This is a genomic window from Mesoplasma florum L1 (genome assembly GCF_000008305.1).
GTDB lineage: Bacteria > Bacillota_I > Bacilli_A > Mycoplasmatales > Mycoplasmataceae > Mesoplasma > Mesoplasma florum.
This window is the reverse complement of the sequence record NC_006055.1, coordinates 110301-131155: the sequence shown is the minus strand read 5'-3', so window position 1 is coordinate 131155 and position 20855 is coordinate 110301. Positions and strand designations below refer to the sequence as shown.

At 27.9% G+C, this 20855-nt stretch carries 17 protein-coding genes and 1 tRNA gene; 2 read left to right on the top strand and 16 right to left on the bottom strand.

Annotated elements, in window-relative coordinates:
• Positions 1 to 2: 2 nt before the first annotated feature.
• Positions 3 to 302, top strand: coding sequence for a rhodanese-like domain-containing protein (locus MFL_RS00530; RefSeq protein WP_011183001.1), 300 nt, complete (start codon positions 3 to 5; stop codon positions 300 to 302).
• Between the two features lie 37 nt (positions 303 to 339).
• Here MFL_RS00530 and MFL_RS00525 read toward each other — a convergent pair.
• The 11 genes from MFL_RS00525 to oppB form a co-directional block, all read right to left on the bottom strand.
• Positions 340 to 415, bottom strand: a tRNA-His gene (locus MFL_RS00525).
• A gap of 56 nt (positions 416 to 471) precedes the next feature.
• Positions 472 to 1344 (bottom strand): 16S rRNA (cytidine(1402)-2'-O)-methyltransferase, encoded by an 873-nt coding sequence (rsmI, locus tag MFL_RS00520; protein ID WP_011183000.1) that lies wholly within the window; start codon positions 1342 to 1344, stop codon positions 472 to 474.
• A gap of 38 nt (positions 1345 to 1382) precedes the next feature.
• Positions 1383 to 1853, bottom strand: a complete 471-nt coding sequence (greA, locus tag MFL_RS00515; RefSeq protein ID WP_011182999.1) for a transcription elongation factor GreA — start codon at positions 1851 to 1853, stop codon at positions 1383 to 1385.
• A gap of 58 nt (positions 1854 to 1911) precedes the next feature.
• Positions 1912 to 3678, bottom strand: coding sequence for an excinuclease ABC subunit UvrC (uvrC, locus tag MFL_RS00510; protein WP_011182998.1), 1767 nt, complete (start codon positions 3676 to 3678; stop codon positions 1912 to 1914).
• A 51-nt stretch (positions 3679 to 3729) separates the two neighbouring features.
• Entirely contained in the window at positions 3730 to 6591 is a 2862-nt protein-coding gene (locus MFL_RS00505) for a DNA translocase FtsK (RefSeq protein ID WP_011182997.1), read from the bottom strand.
• Between the two features lie 90 nt (positions 6592 to 6681).
• Complete coding sequence (locus MFL_RS00500; RefSeq protein WP_011182996.1) at positions 6682 to 7611, bottom strand: alpha/beta fold hydrolase; 930 nt, start codon at positions 7609 to 7611, stop codon at positions 6682 to 6684.
• Between the two features lie 67 nt (positions 7612 to 7678).
• Positions 7679 to 10660: an oligopeptide ABC transporter substrate-binding protein OppA gene (gene oppA / locus MFL_RS00495; protein WP_011182995.1), complete on the bottom strand. Its 2982-nt coding sequence runs from the start codon at positions 10658 to 10660 to the stop codon at positions 7679 to 7681.
• 2 nt (positions 10661 to 10662) lie between these two features.
• Positions 10663 to 12516 carry an ATP-binding cassette domain-containing protein gene (locus MFL_RS03700; RefSeq protein ID WP_011182994.1) on the bottom strand — a complete coding sequence of 618 codons (1854 nt, stop codon included), beginning with the start codon at positions 12514 to 12516 and terminating at the stop codon, positions 10663 to 10665.
• A 1-nt stretch (position 12517) separates the two neighbouring features.
• The gene (locus MFL_RS03695; RefSeq protein ID WP_011182993.1) at positions 12518 to 14086 is read right to left on the bottom strand and encodes an oligopeptide/dipeptide ABC transporter ATP-binding protein; all 1569 of its coding nucleotides are present in this window, start codon (positions 14084 to 14086) and stop codon (positions 12518 to 12520) included.
• Between the two features lie 11 nt (positions 14087 to 14097).
• A complete protein-coding gene (oppC, locus tag MFL_RS00480) occupies positions 14098 to 15069 on the bottom strand; it encodes an oligopeptide ABC transporter permease OppC (RefSeq protein WP_011182992.1) in 972 nt (323 codons plus the stop codon).
• A gap of 15 nt (positions 15070 to 15084) precedes the next feature.
• A complete protein-coding gene (gene oppB / locus MFL_RS00475; RefSeq protein WP_011182991.1) occupies positions 15085 to 16419 on the bottom strand; it encodes an oligopeptide ABC transporter permease OppB in 1335 nt (444 codons plus the stop codon).
• Between the two features lie 78 nt (positions 16420 to 16497).
• Between oppB and MFL_RS00470 the strand changes: the two genes are divergently transcribed.
• Complete coding sequence (locus MFL_RS00470; RefSeq protein WP_011182990.1) at positions 16498 to 17004, top strand: hypothetical protein; 507 nt, start codon at positions 16498 to 16500, stop codon at positions 17002 to 17004.
• A gap of 12 nt (positions 17005 to 17016) precedes the next feature.
• Here the strand turns inward: MFL_RS00470 and MFL_RS00465 are convergent, their stop codons facing one another.
• The 5 genes from MFL_RS00465 to rlmB form a co-directional block, all read right to left on the bottom strand.
• The gene (locus MFL_RS00465; RefSeq protein WP_011182989.1) at positions 17017 to 18771 is read right to left on the bottom strand and encodes a ribonuclease J; all 1755 of its coding nucleotides are present in this window, start codon (positions 18769 to 18771) and stop codon (positions 17017 to 17019) included.
• Between the two features lie 134 nt (positions 18772 to 18905).
• Positions 18906 to 19535 (bottom strand): transcription termination/antitermination protein NusG, encoded by a 630-nt coding sequence (gene nusG / locus MFL_RS00460; protein ID WP_011182988.1) that lies wholly within the window; start codon positions 19533 to 19535, stop codon positions 18906 to 18908.
• A gap of 11 nt (positions 19536 to 19546) precedes the next feature.
• Positions 19547 to 19885 (bottom strand): preprotein translocase subunit SecE, encoded by a 339-nt coding sequence (secE, locus tag MFL_RS00455; protein ID WP_011182987.1) that lies wholly within the window; start codon positions 19883 to 19885, stop codon positions 19547 to 19549.
• On the bottom strand, positions 19885 to 20049 hold the full coding sequence (rpmG, locus tag MFL_RS00450) for a 50S ribosomal protein L33 (RefSeq protein ID WP_011182986.1): 165 nt from the start codon (positions 20047 to 20049) through the stop codon (positions 19885 to 19887). The genes secE and rpmG overlap by 1 nt, the downstream gene beginning before the upstream one ends.
• A gap of 77 nt (positions 20050 to 20126) precedes the next feature.
• The gene (gene rlmB, locus MFL_RS00445) at positions 20127 to 20855 is read right to left on the bottom strand and encodes a 23S rRNA (guanosine(2251)-2'-O)-methyltransferase RlmB (protein ID WP_011182985.1); all 729 of its coding nucleotides are present in this window, start codon (positions 20853 to 20855) and stop codon (positions 20127 to 20129) included.

The window sequence follows — 20855 nt, the reverse complement described above, 5'->3', positions numbered from 1 at the left end:
TTATGAATAATTATGAAATAAGTAAAAATGAATTTTATAAATTAGTTGACGAAGGATATATAGTTATTGATGTTCGCAGTATCGGCGAAGATGAAATGACGGGACTAAGTTACAAAGGTTCTCACAACATTCCGTATCCAGGTGTTATAAAAAATGCTGAAAGACTTTTTCCAAATAAAAATGAGAAAATGATAATTGTTTGCAACTATGGTTCAAGAAGTGGATTAACCGCAAAAACATATAGACAAATGGGTTATCCTAATGTTTTTGTTCTTCATGGTGGTCTATATGAATTAAAATAAAAAGCAGGTATTACTACCTGCTTTGTTTTTTACTTAATGGGGCGCCGAACGGGAATCGAACCCGCGAATGTCAGAGCCACAACCTGATGTGTTAACCACTTCACCACCGGCGCCATAAAAGATAACGTTTTTATTATCTTAAAATTACATTGATTTGTCAATTGAAAATCTACTTTTTAATAAATATTTGATAAACCTCATTTTTAGATTTATTAATCTTTGCACCAACGATATCACAAGCTTGTTTCAACTTATAACCTTGTTTTATTTCTTCTTCAACAAGCAAAATTATTTCATTATCATTAATTGCATCTACTTGTTGTTTTTGAGTATCTACTACAATGACAATTTCACCTTTTAAAATAAATTCTTCGCTTTGTACAAAATTATTAACAACTTCAATTTCTCCTTGGATATATTGTTCATTTAGTTTTGTAAGTTCTCTACCTATTAAAACACTTTGATTTGAATTTAAAATTTCACTCATTTTTGAAATTGTATCTTTAATTCTATGAACTGATTCATAAAAACTTATTATTGACTTTGAATTTTTGTTTAACATATCTTTAAGTTCATCAACTTTAGATTTATCACTTTTATTTTCTAAAAAGCCATGAAAATAGTTTTCTTTAGCTGTGTATCCACTTGCCACAATTGCGTGGATATACGCAGGACCAACATTAACGCTTGTAACATTACAATCATAAATATTTAAAATTTCTTTAATAAAGTTTGCGCCCGGATCACTTATAGCTGGGCAACCAGCATCACTAATTATAGCTACATCATTTTTATCATCTAAAATTTTTATTATTTCTTCAATCCTTTCAGATTCATTATATTTATGAAGAGAAATAAGTTTTTTATTAATCTCATATTTTTTTAAAAATGTTTGACTTGTTCTGGTGTCTTCACAACAAATAACTGAAACTTTTTTAAGTGTTTCTAATGCTCTAAAACTTATATCTTCTAAATTACCAATTGGTGTACCAACTAAATATATTGTAGGTTTATCATTTTTAAATGTTGATTGATTTCTCATAACTCTCCTTAAAATAAAATTACCCAAAAGGGTAATTATTAATTAACTTCTTTGATTTCAATTGAGTAAGGCGCATTGATATCTTTAACTTCAACTGATTCCCCAACTTTTTTTCCTAAAATTGCTTTAGCTATTGGTGATTCATTTGAAATTAAACCTTTAAATGGATCAGCTTCAACAGCTCCTACAATTTTAACTTCTCTTGTTTGTTTAGTATTTAACATGATGAATTTAACTTTTGAACCAATTTTAATTGCTCCATCAGTTGTAGAAGAATCTTCAATTAATTTTGCTTTGCTTATCATTGTTTCAAGTTCTTTTATTCTTGCTTCAACTTCAGCTTGACGATTACGAGCTGCATCATAATCAGCATTTTCACTTAAATCTCCTTGATTACGTGCTTCTACTAATTCTTCAATTACTTGTGGACGAACAACTTCTAATAAGTGTTTTAATTCGTGTTTTAATTCCTCAATACCTTCTTGAGTTAAGATTATTTCTTTTGCCATGTTTGTCTCCTAATTCATTAACTTTTTAATTATATATTATTTGTTCTTAAATTTGTATCTATTTTCTGTTCTTTAAATATATGTTCAGGTTGTCTAAAGCTTTCTTATTTTTTAAAATTTTGAAGAGTTCTTCTTGGTCGGCACTTTCAATTTCATTTATTGTATTGAACTTTTTGAAAAGATCTTGTATTCTTTTTTTACCTAATCCCTCAATTTGTTCTAAATCAGATTTTAAGAAAGAATTATTTTGTTTTTTTCTAAACCCTGACTTAGCATATTCATCTACCCTAACTTGAATGCTACTTAATCAGTTAAACAATTTTGGTTTATCCTTAATGATTACTTGTTCTTCATTAGTATCAATTAAAAAAGATGTATTATGATGTTCATCTTTAACTAAACCTATTACTTGTATTTCTGATAGTCCTAAAGCATTTATTATTTCTTTAGCAGCATGAATTTGAATGATACCACCGTCCATTATTATTAAATCTGGTAACATTCTTTTTTCAATTAGTGCTTTTTGAAACCTTCTATATAACATTTCTTTTAATCTATCATAATCTGATGTAAATTTACTTTCAATATTATATTTTCTAAATTCATTTCTTGCTGGTTTTCCATTAATATAAACAACACAACTTCCAACAATAAATTCATTACCTATATTTGAAATGTCAAACATCTCAAGTCTGTACGGTTCTTTTTGTAAATTTGCTTTTTCTTGCAGCTCTAACAATAATTCATTTTCATTACCTATATTTATTGTTGTTGATATTTTAGATTTCCTAATTGCCTCTTGTGCATTTTCAGTTGCTAATTTATAAATTATTTTTTCATCTTCTTTTATCGGATGTGTTGATATAGATTTATATTTTTCATTTAAATCAAACAGTTCTACTTCATTATCAACAATAATTTTATCTGGAAGAATATTTTTATCATAAATTTGAGACATGAATGAATCAATTAAATCTGTTATGTCTTGCTCAAAATATAACTGTATATGTTCATCTTTAAAAAGTAATTTACCAGATCTATAGAATAAAGTAACAATAGCAATTTTTTCATCTTCAATAAAATAACTTATCACATCAACATCAGTTTGACTTTTAAATTCAACGTTTTGTTTTGTTGTAGTAAAATCAAGACTTATGATTTGTTCTTTTATTCTCTGAGCTTCTTCAAATTGTAAATTTTCTGCAGCTTTATGCATTTGATTTGTTAATAATGTTTTAACTTCATTTATATTACCCTTAAAGAAATTGTCAACTCTCTTAATTTGTTCTTGATAATATTCCTTGTTAACTTCTTTAAAACAAGCACCACTACACTGACCAATAAAATAATGTAGACAAGGTTTTCCCAAATTTCCTTTGCATCTTCTTAAAGGAAAGAGTCTTTGTAGTGTTATTAATGTTTCTCTTGCATTAGAACCAATTGGTAATGGGCCAAAACTTCTGAATGCCTTTTTATCTAGTTTTCTAACATATTTATAAGTTGGGTCTTTTTCATTTGTGATAATAATATAAGGATAAGCTTTGTCATCATTCAATAAAACATTGTATTTTGGTCTATATTTTTTAATTAAGTTTTCTTCTAATAGTAACGATTCTTTTTCATTTGATACAACAAAATATTCAAGATCAGCAATTTCACGAACTAGCCTAGTAGTTTTTAAATTTTGTGCTCTATCAAAATAAGATGAAACTCTCTTTTTAAGATTCTTTGCTTTCCCTACGTAAATTACGTGTTTGTCTTTATTTAAATATAAATAACAACCAGGTTTACTTGGTAAATTACTAACTTTATTTTTTAATTCCATATAGCTTTCCTTTCTATTCTCTTAGAAAAATAAAACCCTAAACTGAGGGTTTTATTTTTTAACTAATACTTCTCTTGGTCTTGAACCATTTTTAGGCCCAACAACCCCTTCATCTTCTAATTGGTTTAGAATATTTGTTGCTCTAGCATCAGCAATTCTAAATTTACCTTTAATAGATGATGAAGATGCGTCTTGTTTTTCAATTACAAATTCTTTAACTAATGAATATAATTCATCAGTAGAACCAACTGTTTTTAGATTATCTTGATCAAATTCATCAGCATATACTGCTTGTTGTTGAGCAATTGTAAAGTCTACTATTTCTTCGATTTCTTCATCACTTAAATAAGCACCTTGAGCTCTCATAAGATCTCCTCCACCAGGTGGCATAAATAACATATCTCCTCTACCTAAAAGGTTTTCGGCTCCAGTTGAATCTAAAATTGTTCTTGAGTCAATTCCAGTTGTAACAGCGAATGCAATTCTTGTTGGTATATTAGTTTTAATTGTTCCTGTAATAACATCTGTTGATGGTCTTTGAGTTGCAACAATTAAGTGAATACCTGCAGCACGTGCCATTTGAGTAATTCTCATAATTGATTCTTCAACTTGTTTTCTATCACCAGTCATCATTAAATCTGCAAGTTCATCAATAATAATAACTTGGAATGGCATTTTTTTAGAACCTGTTACTTTTCTGTTGTAACCATCAATGTTTCTAACACCTAGGCTCATAAATAGTTCATAACGTCTTTCCATTTCAGCAACAACCATTTTCAATGCATTAGCAGCTTGTTTCATATCTGAAATAACTGGGGCTAACATATGAGGCACTCTTGAATAAACTGAAAGTTCAACTTTTTTAGGGTCTATCATCAAGAATTTAACTTCATTTGGTTTTGCTCTTAAAAGAATTGAACAAATTAATGCATTAATCATAACTGATTTACCACTTCCTGTTGAACCAGCAACAAGTAAGTGAGGCATTTTATTTAATTGAGCAGTTAAAGGTTCACCTAAAACATTTTTTCCTAAAACAAAAAGTAATTTTTCATTTTCTTGTTCTTTTGGTATTGATTCAATAATTTCTCTCATTGAAACCATTTCAGAACTTGCATTAGCTAATTCAATACCAATTAAATTTTTACCAGGTATCGGTGCTTCTAAACGCATGTTTTGAGTTGCTAAAGCTAATTTTAAATCATTTTCTAGGTTTGTTATACTATTAACTTTTACACCTGGTTCTGCTTGAATTTCAAATTTCATAACACTTGGTCCTATAATTGAATTAATAACTTTTGCTTTAACTCCAAATTGTTTAAAAGTCTCATCAATTGCTAGAGCTTTTAAAGCAGCGTTTTCTTTGTTTGCTCTTTCTTTGTTGTAGTCTTTTTCCATAACAGCTAAAACATCAACTGGAGGAAGTTTATAATTTTTATTTATTATAATTTGTGGCTCTTCAACAACAGGTTCTTCAATAAGAGGCGCTTGAATAATAGGTTCTTCAAGAGCTGAAATGATTGGTGTTTCAACTTCTTTTTGTAATGGTGATTCTTCTTTTAAATCGTATTTTTCTTCATATTTATTTAAAGCTTCAAGAGCTTCTAAAGTTTCGCTTACTTTTTTAGTTTCTTGTTCTTCATAAATAGCATCAAAGAAAGTATCATCACCATCAATAGTTGTATCTTTGATTTCTTCTACTTTTAATTCTTCATTACTATTTAAAATGTTTTCTGATTTTACAATCATCTCATTATTTTGAGTGATAGGTCTTAAATCAGGATTTTTAACAACTCTTTCAACTTGATTATTTTCTGAAACTCTTCTTGAAACAAAGCGAGGTCTGTGAGGATCTAATTGTTGTTCTTCAACAACAGCACTTAAATCATTTTCATTAGGCATATTTTGTTCAATATAATTTGAGTCTAAAACTTCTTCTGGTAAAGAGCATTCTAATTGTTGTTCTTGATAAATTTTATCCAATAGTTCTTTGTCTTCTTTTTTTACATAAGAAGGCATTTGAATAGTTAAATCACTAGTTTTAATTTCCTGTTCTTCATCAAATGACATATTACCAAATACATTAATTGATTCTCATCCATTTTTTTCGTTTTTTGGTTCTGCATGAATTTCGTTTTGAACAGCAACTGGTCTTTTAGAATTAGGATTTCTTTTTGATTTTAAAGTTAATATTCTTAAAGCTTTCCCTTTTCTTTTTGCTTTTGGTTTGAATAAGAAAATTGGATCTCCTGTAAAGATTCACATTCCATTAATGAACATTAAGAATACTAATAAAATATATGAACCTACTATTGATAAATATGATGTTATGCCTACCATTAAAGTGCCAGTTATACCACCACCACTATATAAGTTGAAATATCCATCTGAACCTGTTTTTAAGAAGTAATCAATCACTTCTTTATAGTATTGTCCTGAAAATATTGAATGATCAACTCATTCTTTTGCATATACGTTGAACATTTGTGCAAAGAAATTGGCTTGTCACAATTTATTTAAATTTTCATTTTTTGAAGCTATTATTTGTGTAAAAAGTATTAGAGATATTAATCAACACAATAAGATAAAAGATGATATAACCATGAATAAAAATCTCTTTTTGAATTTAAATCTTATACCCGAAAATATACATAGATCTACTATAAATAGTACTATGTAAATAAAGTATTTGAATCAACCAAAAATAAAATTAAAGAAAACGTCATCTAAGAATTGACCTATAACAGTAATTCTCCCTAATGAGAATACAGTAATAAACAAGATAACTAATCCTGTAACCATTCATGATATAGAGTCATTTCTTCTTTTTTGCTTAGTCGTCACAAATGCGGCAGTTTTTTCTTCATTTCATTCGTAATTAGCTAAAAACTTTTCATCTTTATTTTTTTCCATGTTATCACCCTTTGCAATAATATAATTATACCAATTTTGCAATAATTAGTGTTATTTTAAAGTTTTAGTAGTTCAGCAAGAAATAGTGATTTATTTATTTTGTAAAGTTTCATTTATGAAAACAATAATATCTTTTTCAACTTTACTTTTTTTCTCATCAAATAAAATTTCATGTCTTTGATTTTCATAAAGATTAACTTTAACATTTAAATTATTTTGCCTAAATATTTTATTTGTTTTTAATACCATTTTTCCATAGTTTCCTACTGGGTCTTCTTTACCAGAAATTAATAAAATAGGAGTGCTTTTTTTGATTTTTTTAATATTTGATTTTTTTTGAATATATGTTAAACCATAAAACATATCTTTGAATGCTGATGATGAAAAAACTTGACCAGTTAAAGGGTCTAATATAAATTCATTTTTATTAATTGAATCGTTTGATAGCCATTCAAAGCCTGTTGCCTTTTTAGAATTAAATTTTTTGTTAAGTGGTTTATAGCTTAATTTTCAAATAAAATTATCTGGCTTTTTACCACCATTAATTTTACTTCTTATATGAGCTATATTTTTTGAAAAAATTAACAATGCCTTGTTATGTCAAGCAGTACCACTAATTACATATGCGTCAACTGTGTTTGGATAATCAATCATGTATGTTCTAGCCATAAAACTTCCCATTGAATGTCCTAACATTATTATTGGTAAATTCATATATTGGTTTTTAATAAATGAATTAACCTGTTTTAAATCTGAAATAATTATATTTCAACCATTATTTTTTGAAAAATATCCTAATGGTTTATTGTTTAGTAATGCTGTCTTTCCATGACCTCTATGATCACTACTTATAACTATAATTTGATTATCATTCATTTTCTTTGCAAATTCTTTATAACGCAAAGAATGTTCACAACTACCATAAACAAGTTGAATAATTGCTTTAGGATTTTTGACTTCATCTCAAATATAAATACTTATTTTATTATCATCCAAAGAATTAATTATTCTTTCTTTCATACTTTCTCCTTTTTTAATATTTTACACCCCTTATAAAAAGTAAAAAAAGAATGCTAAGCATTCTTTCTTATTTATTTCTAGGAGTTGCAATAACTTCTCCATCAGAATTACGGTCATAAACATAAAGTTTTTTATATTCTTCTACTTCATTTGATGATCCTTTTTCAAATTGAGTTTGAGCTGCTAAGAAAGCATCTTTATCTCAAAGTGATTCAATCATTTTTACACCAAATAATCTTAAATTTGAACTTCCTGCTATGAATGAAGATCTAGTAAATGGATCTAAGTATGATAACTGAATAGTTTTCATTGGTGTTCTATTGTAAAGAGGAGTTGTCAAAGCAACATCATAAAGGGCATAAGTTTCAGCTTTTGATAAAGTTTTTAATCTTTCTGTAAAATCTCCTTGACCTTTTGCTGTTTCAACTACACCTGTATATTTAGTAATTGATTGATTAATTTCAGCATAATCTTTTTCATACTGTTTGAAAGAATCTTTAATTTTTAGATTAGGTTCATTTGGGTTTTCATCTTTTACTGATTCAGTTTTTGCACTTGAATCACTTTCAAGAACATTACCAATATTAGTATAAACCCCATACTCACCACCTCAAATTAAAGTATGTAAAAAGTTGTATGGGTCCGTGTAATCTGGTCCTCAACCACTAACATATATGTCAAAATCACCAATTTTTGATAAGTTTAAATAATCTGAAACGTCATTAGATGTTTTAGTTTTTAAAGTTATCGGACTTGAGCCTCCAACAGTTGCATTAAATTGATCAACTAAGTATTCTACTCTCGGGTTTAATGTTAATCTTAATGCTCCGTTTAAAAGTCATTCAAGTGAAATTGAATCAGTATCACTTGTTAAAATTTGTTTTGATCTAAGATCTTTTCTTACAACATCACCTAAAATTTTTGCTTTAGCTTTTTCATTATTTTGATCAAGTTCTTTACTATTTTTACTTCTATCAACAATTGATGTATAAGCTAAATTAGCAAAATTATTTAAGTCCGTTTGAAGACCATCAATCACTTTCCCTTCAGAATCAAGGAACATTCCTAAAGCCATTAAATCATTTTGATAAAAAGCATCATTTCCATCAATAAGTGAACCAAATTGTTCATTATAGAAATTTTCTAATAATTCTTTGTCATAAGGAACTGTTATATTATCTTCTAAAGTTTTAAGTCTTGAGGCATTTGTTGAAGTTTCTTCTTCAACAGATGAAGCAGATGATTCTAATTGAGTATTTTTAGTACCATACATTTCGTTGTAATCAGTACCTATATTTTGAATTGTATAATCTTCAACTGGTATGCCATTAACTTTTCCATTTTCAGATTCTGTTGCATTAGTTGCTAATTTTGGAATTGTAAAAGTATTTCTTAATAAGGTTGAAGATCTAGTTTTAACATTTTTTCCTTCTCCACCATCTCAAGCTAATGATTCTTTTGTATTTTTATCATTATCTAATTTTCCAGCTACATAAGCAGGATATTGAGTTCTTTGCATAAAATAGTTTAAATATAATCTAACTGATTTTTGTGCTAAAGCTCTAGATGATTTTGAAATATCTTCACCATCATTTGTCAATCTACCATAATTGTAGAATGTTGTGAATGTATATTGACTTGGAACAGTTGATGTTGCATGTGTTCCTTCAAATGCAAATTTTTGTTCTTCAGAATTATAATCATCACCAACATATTTTTTTCAACCACTAGCATCGTTTGGAGAAATAGCTACTTCTGAAGCATCTCCTCCTTCAAATCAAAGTCTATTTGAATCAACTGATTGACTTCTAGTTAAAGTAAATATTAATTTTTCAATGTATGTTCTATCAGCTTGATAATAATTTGGATTTTTTAATAAAATTGTATTAGAAGATGCTTTATATGATTGAACATAATAAGCTCCTGAAAATCACATTTCATTAAGACTTGGTTGATATCTTTTAGAAAAGTTATATCATGATCTGTTTTGATTATCTGAATAACTCACAGCATAATCTGGTAATGGTTTCAATGAACCATATCCAGCCGCAGAAGTAAAGAAAGAAGTTGATGCATTTTCAAGAGTATATCTGATATTATACATTTGTTCTGTTCTAGTATCATAAGTTCCTTTTGAAGATGCAGCTGTTCCTAATCCTTCACTTGAAAGAGAAATAGCCATCATTCCACCATTTTGTGAACTATCAGAAATTAATTTTTGGAATGCTGTTTCACCCTGATATTTTTTCATTTCAGCAATTAAATTATCAAATTCAGGTGTTCGATCATATTTACCAGTAGGATTTCCATTTACATCTAAAATTGGATTAAGTTTAGCGTCAGCTAATTTATTAATTATAGTCTGACCTTCAGGTGTTGCTGTTCAAAGATTAATTAACATAACAATAATGTCAAAATTTCTTGTTGAAATATATTCAGATCCAATATTTTGTTCACCACCTTGAGCAGTTGTTCTACTAAAGTTAGCTCCTCCAAGAACTGTTGCATCATATTCAGATATAGTAGATAAAATGCCTTCTAAAGCTGTTCCATTTTTAAATAAACCATTTGTTGGAGCAGCTCCATCAGCTGAAGAATTTGGATTAAATGTGAATCTAAATGCATTGTAGAAATCCATTGTAGAAACATTTTGTGTGCTTTTAATTTCACCATTTCTTACAGCTGTTCATTTTGGAATTCCAGTTTTTCTTCCATCTTCTGATGTTTTTTCTTCATCTCTTAAATGGAAGTAATATTCAGTTCCTTTTGCATTATGCCCTCATCAATCAGCCATTTGGCCTTCAATTTCACCATGAGCATTAGGAGTTAATAATCCATCATATAAGTTTTCTAATATGATTGAGTCTGAGTTTTGCATAGTTGAACCAGGTGATCAAGTATTAAGAGCTGCAGTCATGAAACCTTTATACTCTTTTGTATTTACTTTTCTTGCCATTAGTTTTGTTGTAGACATTCCACAAGAAACTAAAGTTGATCCGGCTGTTGTAACTAAAGTCCCAGCAGCAATTATACTAAGTAATTTTTTCATAATTATGCTCCTTTCTCGATTTTTTTAATTTTTCTTTTTTCAGATTTTATTGCAGAAACTTCTCTTTCATTTGCTAATATAAAATGTCCTTTTTGAACTTCGATTCATTTAGGTGAATCTGTAATGTAATCAAAATGTTGTTCTTCGGGTTTGTATTTAATACTTTTTTTCTTTTTCTCTAAATCAGGATCTGGTAATGGTACTGCAGATAATAATGATTTAGTATATGGGTGTAAAGGATTATTGAATAATTCATCAGCATCAGCTAATTCAACAATATCTCCACGATAAATAACTGCAATTCTATTTGCAATAAATCTAACAACACTTAAATCATGAGCAATGAATATATATGTTAAGTCAAATTCTAATTGGAATTTAGCTAATAAATTAATAACTTGTGCTCTAATAGAAACGTCTAGTGCTGAAATTGGCTCATCACAAACTACAAATGATGGTTTCATAACTAATGCTCTGGCAATACCGATACGTTGACGTTGACCACCAGAGAATTCATGTGGGTAACGTGACAAGTGTTCAGGTAACATACCAACAGTAGTTAATAATTGTAAAATTAAAAATTGTTTTACTTTTTGGTATCTAATATTTTCTAATGTTATTTTTCCTACTTTATCTGGATTATTTGAATTAAATCAGTCAATGTAAGTTTGAGCAGCTTGTTCATTTTTGTATAATTCAGGGAAATTATCTAAACCTTCAGCAATAATTTCTTCAACTGGCATTCTATCATTTAATGATGATGCTGGGTCTTGGAAAATCATTTGCATTTGTTTTTTTAATTCATGTCTTTCTGAACTAGTTGGTAATGAATACTTTGGTGATTTTTCTAATGTTTTTTGAATACTTTCAATAGACATTAGATCTTTAATTAATTCAAATTCGGCAACTTTTGATTTATCATCGATTGTTGCTATTTTTTCATCAATTCATTTTAATCATTGTTTTTTATCACTACCTGTTGATACAATTGCAGAACTTAATTTTTGAGCTTGTTTTAAATCAGAAATCATAGGCGACACTAATTTATGTTCAGCAATTAAAACTTCTAATAGTTTACCTAAATCAAAGAAAAATCTTTTTACTGATTTATATTTACCTTTTCTAACATCATTTCTAACTTTTTCAATTTCTTGAATTGTTAAATACATCTTAGATTCTGATTTTCTAATTTTAACTGTTAATTTGTTTGTTTTTGAATGTAATTCATTAACTTTTTTTAATAATTCTGGGTTAATGATTCCGTCTTCTTTTAACATTTTTAAAAATGCTAAAGACTTGTCTTGAAGTTTGTATAATTTTAAAATTCTTTTAATAATTTCTCTAACAGCATCCTCAACTAGTTTTAATTTTGGATCTTTTGATTTAGAAACTAATTTATGATCTTTTAAGTCTAAACCTTCTTCAATTTTTCTAATTTTATTATCAGAATATTCAACAGTTTCTTTTGATTTTAAATCATAGTATTTTCCTTCAATATATTTGAAGTAAACACGTTTGTACTCTTCTGAATAAATTTCTAAAGCTTTAGTAATAGCAGTTTGATTAAGTTTCATTACTTTAATATGGTGTTCCATTTTTTCATTCATCTTAATTAAATTTGGTGCTTTACCAAAAGCTAATGTATCTTGATAATAAATAGTTCCATCATTAATTGGTTCAATTCCCATTAAGGCTTTACCAATAGTTGATTTACCTGACCCAGATTCACCAACTAGTCCAAAAGTTTCTCCTTTATAAATATCAAAAGAAACTTCTTTAACAGCAGAAACTTTATTTTTTCCGTGCCCATATTCGATTAAAAGGTCACGTACTTTTATGATTGATTCCTTAGCCATACTATTCACCTACCTTTGCTTCACTTACAGCTTCTTTTAAGTTTTCTAACATTTTAGGTTTTTCAACTTTAGGTGCTCTTGGGTCTAATAATCAAGTTCTTGCACCATGAGTTTTACTAATTTCAAACATTGGTGGATTATATTCAAAGTCAATTGCTAAAGCAAATTTGTTTCTTGGAGCAAATGCATCACCTTTAATTTTGTTAAATAAACTTGGAGGTGTACCTGTAATAGCAAATAATTCTTCACCTTTTGTTCCTAATTGAGGTAATGAAGATAACAATGCTCAAGTATATGGGTGTCTTGCATCAAAGAAAATATCTTTAACAGTTCCATATTCAATAATTTGCCCAGCATATAATACTGCAACACGATCTGCAACATTTGCAACTACACCTAAGTCATGAGTAATAAAGATTACAGTTAAATTAAATTCTTTTTTAAGTTCTTTAATTAACTCTAAAATTTGAGCTTGAATAGTAACATCAAGCGCTGTTGTTGGTTCATCACAAATTAAAACTTTTGGTTTACATGCTAATGCAATAGCAATAACAATACGTTGTCTCATACCACCTGAATATTTCCCTGGAATGTCATGATAACGTTTTTCAGCATTTGGTATACCTACTTTGTTCATTAATTCAATTGCTTGTTGTTTAGCAGCATGTCTTGAAACTTTATTATGCAATCTGATTGCTTCTGAAATTTGAAAACCTACACTTAGTAATGGGTTTAATGATGTCATTGGGTCTTGAAAAATTGTAGCAATTGTTCCCCCTCTAACTTGTTTTAATTTTTTTATTGCTTCTCTCTTGTTTAATCAAGCTGGAGTTGTTTGAAATTTTCATGCAGCCAATAAAGTATTAACTTCATGTTCTTCAACTGTTTCACCATTTTTTAATTTTTCTAAAACATGTTTCAAGTTTAATTCAAATTCTGTTAAAAACTCTTGTTCTGCAAGAATTCTTAGACCAGCAAGAATTTGTCTTCCTTTTATTAGAGAAAGATTTCGTTTTTTACTTGAAATTTCTTTCATTGTTGGAGTTAAACGTAAAACTGTTCTTTTTCTTAATCTTGAGAATGTTGAAAGTTCATAATATGCATCATGAATAATTTCACTTTCTTGTTTTATTTTTGCTAATATGTCGTCTGTATCAACACCTTTAACTCCCAAACGAGCGTTAAGTGCCTCTAAACGAATTTTTGCATTATTAATTGTTTTGTAATTACTTTTTTTAATTTTTCTTCTTGTATCTGAAGTTAATGAACCTTTATGATAGTTAACTAAATTTACATCTTCTTTAACAGCTGTTTCAGAATTGTTTTTTGATTCTTCAGTTGGAAAGTACATAATTGTTCCGTTTGAAATATAACCATTACTTTCTAACATATTAGTTAATGTTTTAGTTAATACAGATTTTCCTGATCCAGATTCTCCAACTATTGCAACAGTTTCTCCATCATAAATATCAAAAGAAACGTTTCTAATAGCTGTTAACATTCTTCCACGAACATTGAATTTAACAACAACATCTTGAAGAGAAATAATTTTATCTTTATTTGTAGCCATAAGTTGGTCTCCTATCTATGATTTTTCGGATCTAATGAGTCAGCAAATACTCTAGCAGCTAAGAAGAATACAACTGAAACTATCATAATAACTGCCATTGGAGCAATTAATAAGTTTGGATAAATTTGTCATTTTGTTTCATTCATAACTTGGTTTAAAATTTGCCCTAAAGAAGTTTGACCTGCTGGAATAAAGTCAAATGCTAAGTATGCAAGTGATGCTTCAATTGAAATAGCAGTCGGAATTGCAAATGCCGCTGTTTGAACAATAACTGGTAAAATTTTTGGCATAATATTTTTATTTATGATTCTGTATGAACTTGAACCTAAACTAATTGATGCAGTATTATAGTCAGTATTTTTAACTAACATAATTTGTACCCTTACCATTTGAGCAATACCAACTCATGCTTGAAGTGATATAGCAAAAACAATAACTCAGTAACCTTTACTATTGAATAAGAAAACCATTAATAGTAATAAAATGAATTGAGGAACAATTGTAATAATACTTGCAACTTGAATGAAGATTAAATCTGATTTTCTAAAGTAACCTCAAATTGAACCTAATATAACCCCAACTGCAACTTGAATAGCAGCAATTAAGAAAGCAAATAGTAAAGTTGTTCTTGTTCCTGCTCAAACTCTAGCAAATAAATCTTCACCATTCATCCCAATACCAAATATGTGATCTCAAGATGGCAATGCAGGATCTCCAATAGTACTTGAAGTATTTTTATAGTTCATTACTTCTGGAACAATGAATGCTAAAAGTAAAACAGTTATTAATACTAAAATAGAAATCATGAAAGTAGGAGATGTAACTAATAATTTACCAACAGACTTTCAGTAGCTATATGGTTTAGAATTTAATCTTTCGCTTTCGCTAGTTTGTTCTTCGACTACTTCAAACATTTTTTCGTCAATTTCTTCAAAATTAACTTTATTTTCGCGTTCAAATTTTTCTTTATCGATGTTTATCATATTTTTCCCCTCTTTCTATCTACCACTTAATTTAACTCTTGGATCCATTAATACCATGAATAAATCAGAAACTAATGTTGCTGCAATTTTTACTAATGATGCAAATGTTATGAATCCTAAAATAACAAATGAGTCACGGTTATTAACACCGTTAATAATTAATTGAGACATACCCGGTATGTTTCATTGAGTTTCAGTTAAAATTGAAGCTCCAAATAATGTAAATGCTAAATCTAAAGGTAATTCACGTAAAATTCTTACTCCAGCATTTCTAAAGATATGTACATAAAATACTTTTGATTCTCCTAAACCTTTTGCATAGGCAAATTTAGTGTAATCAGCTGTCATTTCGTCGACAACATAACGTCTAGTTAAAATAATTGTTGTTGGTGCCATTAATATAACTAATGCAACAACAGGTCAAAATCTTGTTCAGAATGATCCAGAACTAAAAATAGAAGAATGACCAAAAACTAAAATTGATATTAAATAAATAGCGATAACAATAACCAATGAAGGAACTGCTAATAAGAATGTAGCAGTACCATTGATTGCCCCATCAGTTGCTTTACCTTTTCTTTTGGCTGCTTCAATACCTAAAGGTATACCAATTAAATAAGAGAATAAAACAGCTACACTTCCAATACCAAATGAGTATGGAATTGCACTTGCAAATAAGCTTGTTACTTCTGTTGAACCTGGCATACCCATTGAACTTGATTTAACAACTCCTAAGTATATTCAAACTGTTTTATACGATGCGCTGATTGTAATTGCATCAATTAATTCTTTTGATCCTGATTTTAATAAACCATCAACTTGCCCACCAGTAAATAAAACTGTGTTAATAATAATTTGAGAATTAGATAACTCAGAAGCATTAGGGAATATAACTGATTGCCCTACTAAAATATGTTTTGGAATAAACGGAATAATGTTTTTGAAATATCTTAATAATCTTTCTATAGCATTACCACTAACACCAAATAATTCTAATCTTGTTTGTAAAAATGCGTCATATTTTGGTCCTGATGTACCAATTCCCATTTTCCCTAATTCAGATACATCTGGTAAATATGAAGAATCTGGTGTTACAAAGTTAACTAAAAAGAAAACTATTGCAATACTTACAATTAATGTTAGTAGCCCATAAACAATACGTTTAAAAGAGTACCCTATAAGTGGATGTCTTCTAAAATATTTTGAAGCCTCTTCTTTTAATTCATCGAATCTATATGAAACGGTTCTTCAAAATGTAGGCTGTGCATAAATTAACTCTTCATTTAGATCTAAATCTAACACATCTAAGTTAAAGTTTTTTAAAGTGCTTTTGTTTTTTGATTTAATCATGGTCTTAACCTCCTTATTTATATTATTTTTTAATATGATAAACTAAAAGAGTATGTAAGTCAATTGAAAGGAGCAAATATGGCAAAGAATGAATTAAAAAACCTTAAAAAGTTAAGAAAAGAAGGCTTAGATCATCATTATAAGGATATTAATAAAGAATTAAATAGTGATCTAAAAGCGGCTGAAAATTATACTAAAATGAAAAATTTTAGAGAAAACAAAAAATTTAATTGAGTAAGCTGAGTATCAATTTTAGGTATTACTTTAATTGGTATAGGACTAAGTTTTGGACTTGGTTATGCATTCAAAGATGTTGCAAGTTTTGCTCCTAATATAACAAGTAAAAAAAGATTTATTGACGCAACAGCTTTTGTTGCTACAGCATATTTATGTATTGAAGTTTTAGCTATTTTTATTATTAACTACATTAGAAATAGAAAAGCTATAAACTATTTTAATGATAAAAGATTAAGATATCAAAAAACTTATACTAAAGAAGAAGCGGTTTTAATTAGATGAAGAAACACAATCACATTCTGTTTATTACCATTCTTAGTATTTATGATAATAATGTATACAGTATAGAAAAAGGATCAATTAATTTGATCCTTTTTTATTATTGTTATTATTTTTGTAATTTCTGTTTGAATTGTTTCTTGGTTTAAAAACATAGTCTTTACCATCATATTCGTTAACTATTACTAAAACAATTGGTTGTTTACCTGATTCTTGTTTAATTAAAGTTCTAACTCTTGTTGCAATATCTTTTTTAACTTCATTAACATCATACTTACTTGGGTTTTCTTTAAACTGACTTTGTCCTTGTTCTAAAAGAGATTCGATTTCTTTTTGAATTATTTTAAATATCGGGTTTTCCTCTTTAATATATAAAACTCCACGCATTTGTGTATCTATCATTGAAATTAATTCTTTGTTTCTTGAATCAATAGTTGCACCAATAATCATTACACCATCTGTAGCTAAAAGTTTTCTTTCATTTAAAACTATAGCTCCAACATCACCAACTCCTGCTTGGTCAACATAAGAATTACCAATATCTATTTTCTTGTCTGAAATTGAAATAGAGTTTTTTGAAATATTTGCTACTTGACCATTATCTAAAATAACAATGTTTCTTTCGTTAACTCCAGCTTCAATTGCAGCCTTTTCTGCTTTTAAAGAATCTTTAAATAAAGATTTAACAGGAATAAAGTATTTTGGATTTAAAATACTTGTGAAAACTTTTATATCTTCATATGAAGCGTGCATTGATCAAATGTTTCTATCACTTAACGCTAATAATCTAGCATCAGTTCTAGCTAATTCATCTAAAATTTGTGCATGTCTTTTTTCAACCCCTGGAGCTGGTGGTGTAGCCAAGATAATTAAATCTTTTTCTGTAAACTCAACCACTTCATCATTACCAGTTGCAATTTTTGCTAATTTAGAATATAAAACATCTCCTGTTCCAGAAATAATTAAAAGACCATTTTCTGATTTCATGTATTCATCAACAGTTATAATGTCTTCAGGAACAATTTGTAAATTTTCATTGATTAAATTTGATTTTAAAATTTCTGTCATTGTTCTTCCATAAACAGCAATTTTACGATTGTTTTCTTTTGCTGCCATGCATATTTCACCTAATTTAAAAATATCTTCTTCAAAAATACCAATAGCTATTTTAGTTTTCTTTTCTTTAAATGAAGTTGAAATAAAATTTTCAATTTTATGATTTGGTACAGTGAAACCGCTTCTTGATGCATATTCACTATCAGCAATTAATGCAAGTACACCTTTTTTACCTATTTCACTTATGTGATTAAAATCTGTTGAAAAGTAAGATTGTTCTTTACCATCAATAATATAGTCTCCAGCATAAACAATAGTTCCTTCTTCAGTATGGAAAGCATAACCATATGATTGAGGTGAAGCTGATGTAGTTCTAAATACTTCAACTTTAACTTTCCCAAAATCTAAAATTTGTTTGTCTTTAACTACAACAAAGTTTTGGTCTTTTGTATTTTTAATACGCATTCTTGAAATTTTAATTTTACCGACTAATTGAGTTATTTCATTACAGTATACTGGAACATCCATTGTTTTTAAAATGTATGGAACAGATCCCATATTGTAACTTGCAGAATTAGTTAAAAAAATTCCTTTAATTTTTTGTTTATTATTTTTTAAGTAATCTAGTTTTGGTGTAACTATATCTACACCTAATATTCCTTTATCAGGATATTTAACACCGGCATCTAAAATGAAAAGATTATCATCGATATCTAAAACGAAAAGATTTTTTCCTCTTTCATCTTGTCCACCAAGTGCCATAAATTTAATTTTTGACATTTAGTTTCTCCTTATTATTTTAATTAATATAATATTCACTAATCGCGATTAACGTTAGATTAGATCAGTTTTGCTTTTAAATATTTTAACATAGAAATAATAATAAAAAATGACTCACGTCATTTTATTAATTATTAATATTCTTTAACTGGTTCAACGTTTTCGAAAGAAATTTCAAGGTTTGTATATCTACCAAACATTTCAATAAGAACAACTGCTACACCTTTTTCAAAGTCCATTGAACTTACTTCCCCTTCTTCACCAGCATTAATTCCTTCTTTAACTCTTACAAAGTCTCCAACAACAAATGGAGCTGTAAATAAAGGTTTTTTAGCAACAGCTTCATTATGAACATCAACAGTTTCAATCTCTTCAACAATAACTTCTGTTTTTGGAATCAACATTTCAATAACTTCATCAACAGTTAATGGGAATGGTTTGGCTCCACGTCCTGAAGATCCAATGAACCCAGTTACTCCTGGAGTATTACGAACAACGAATCATGACTCTTCTGACATAATCATGTTAATAAATAAATATCCTGGAAATAAGTTTTTTTCTTTTTGTTTTCCAGTTTTTGTTAGAACAGTCCCTTTTGAAATTTTAATATCAAAAACTTGGTCTTCCATTTTTTCAGCTTTAATTTTATTTTTTAAGTCATTTAAAACTTTTTCTTCATGACCTGTTTGTGAGTTAACAACAAATCATTGTCCTTTTGATGATAAGATTTCAGCTTCTAATTTTAATAATTCTTCTTTATTCATATTTTCTCCTTTTAATATACATTTATTAATCTAAATAACGCTTCAATACCTAATCCTATACAGAAAAATAATATTGCGAAAAATATCATAAATAGTAAAACTATTATATATTTCTTTTTTAGGTTATCTCAACCAGATCATTTAATCTTGTTTAATTCTTTAACAATTTTAATTGGAAATTCCTTTATTGCTAATTTAAAATTTTTCTTTTCTTTTTGTTTTTTAACCTTGATTGATTTTTTAGTTTTTTTAGAAATCTTTATTTTTTGTTTTTTGTTTTTTTCTGTATTAGTTTGTTCAACAATTTGTTCTTCAACCAATACTACTTCTTCATGTTTTTTCTTTGCCATTATCTTGTTTCCTTATGCAATGTGTGTTTATTACACATTGAGCAAAATTTTTTAATTTCTAAACGTTCTTTCTGAGTTAAGTTACTTTTATTCAATGAATAGTTTCTACTTAAACAATCTTCGCATACTAAAATTATTTTTCTTGTAGATTTTGTTTTATGCATACTAACCCTCCTCAACCAAGCTTTGTCTAATTAAAAAGGAGGTTAACCTCCTAATAACTATGAATATTATACATTTATTATTTAAGTTTTCCAATATAGTTAGCAACATGATACAAAATTAAAGAAGTTGCAACATTTGCATTATACGAATCTATAGTATTTGTTGAGGGTATAAATACATTCATATCACTATTTTTCATTACTAAATCACTAACTCCATTATGTTCATTTCCAATTACTATAGCAGTCCTATTGGCAAAATCAACTTTTCTCATATCATTAGATTCAGAATTTAAATGAGTTGAGTATATTCAAAACCCATTTTTTTGTAGATCTTTAATAGCATTGCTTAAATTTGTAACTTTACTAATGTTCATATCATAAACTGTTCCAGCAGATGTTTTAACAACTGTTGAATTAACAAAAACTTGCTTATGGTCTAAAATAACAATTTGATCAACACCTAATAAACTAGAACTTCTTATTATAGCTCCAAAATTATACGGGTCCTGAATTTGATCTAATATCAATACTAATTTAGGTTCATCGTCTTTCATTTGATTTAGTGCTTCACCAAATGGTTTGTAATTAAATTCTTTAACCTCTGCAACAATGCCTTGATGATTAGCCTCATTACCAACAAGATTTTCTATTTTTTTTAAATCAACTTTTAAAATCTGAAATTCATTATTTGATTTATCTATTTTAAAGTCACTTGAAATATATATTTTTTTAATTAAATTAGGGTGCTTTTTTATAAATTCATTAACTGCATGTTTTCCGTAAATTAAACTTAAATTCTCCAT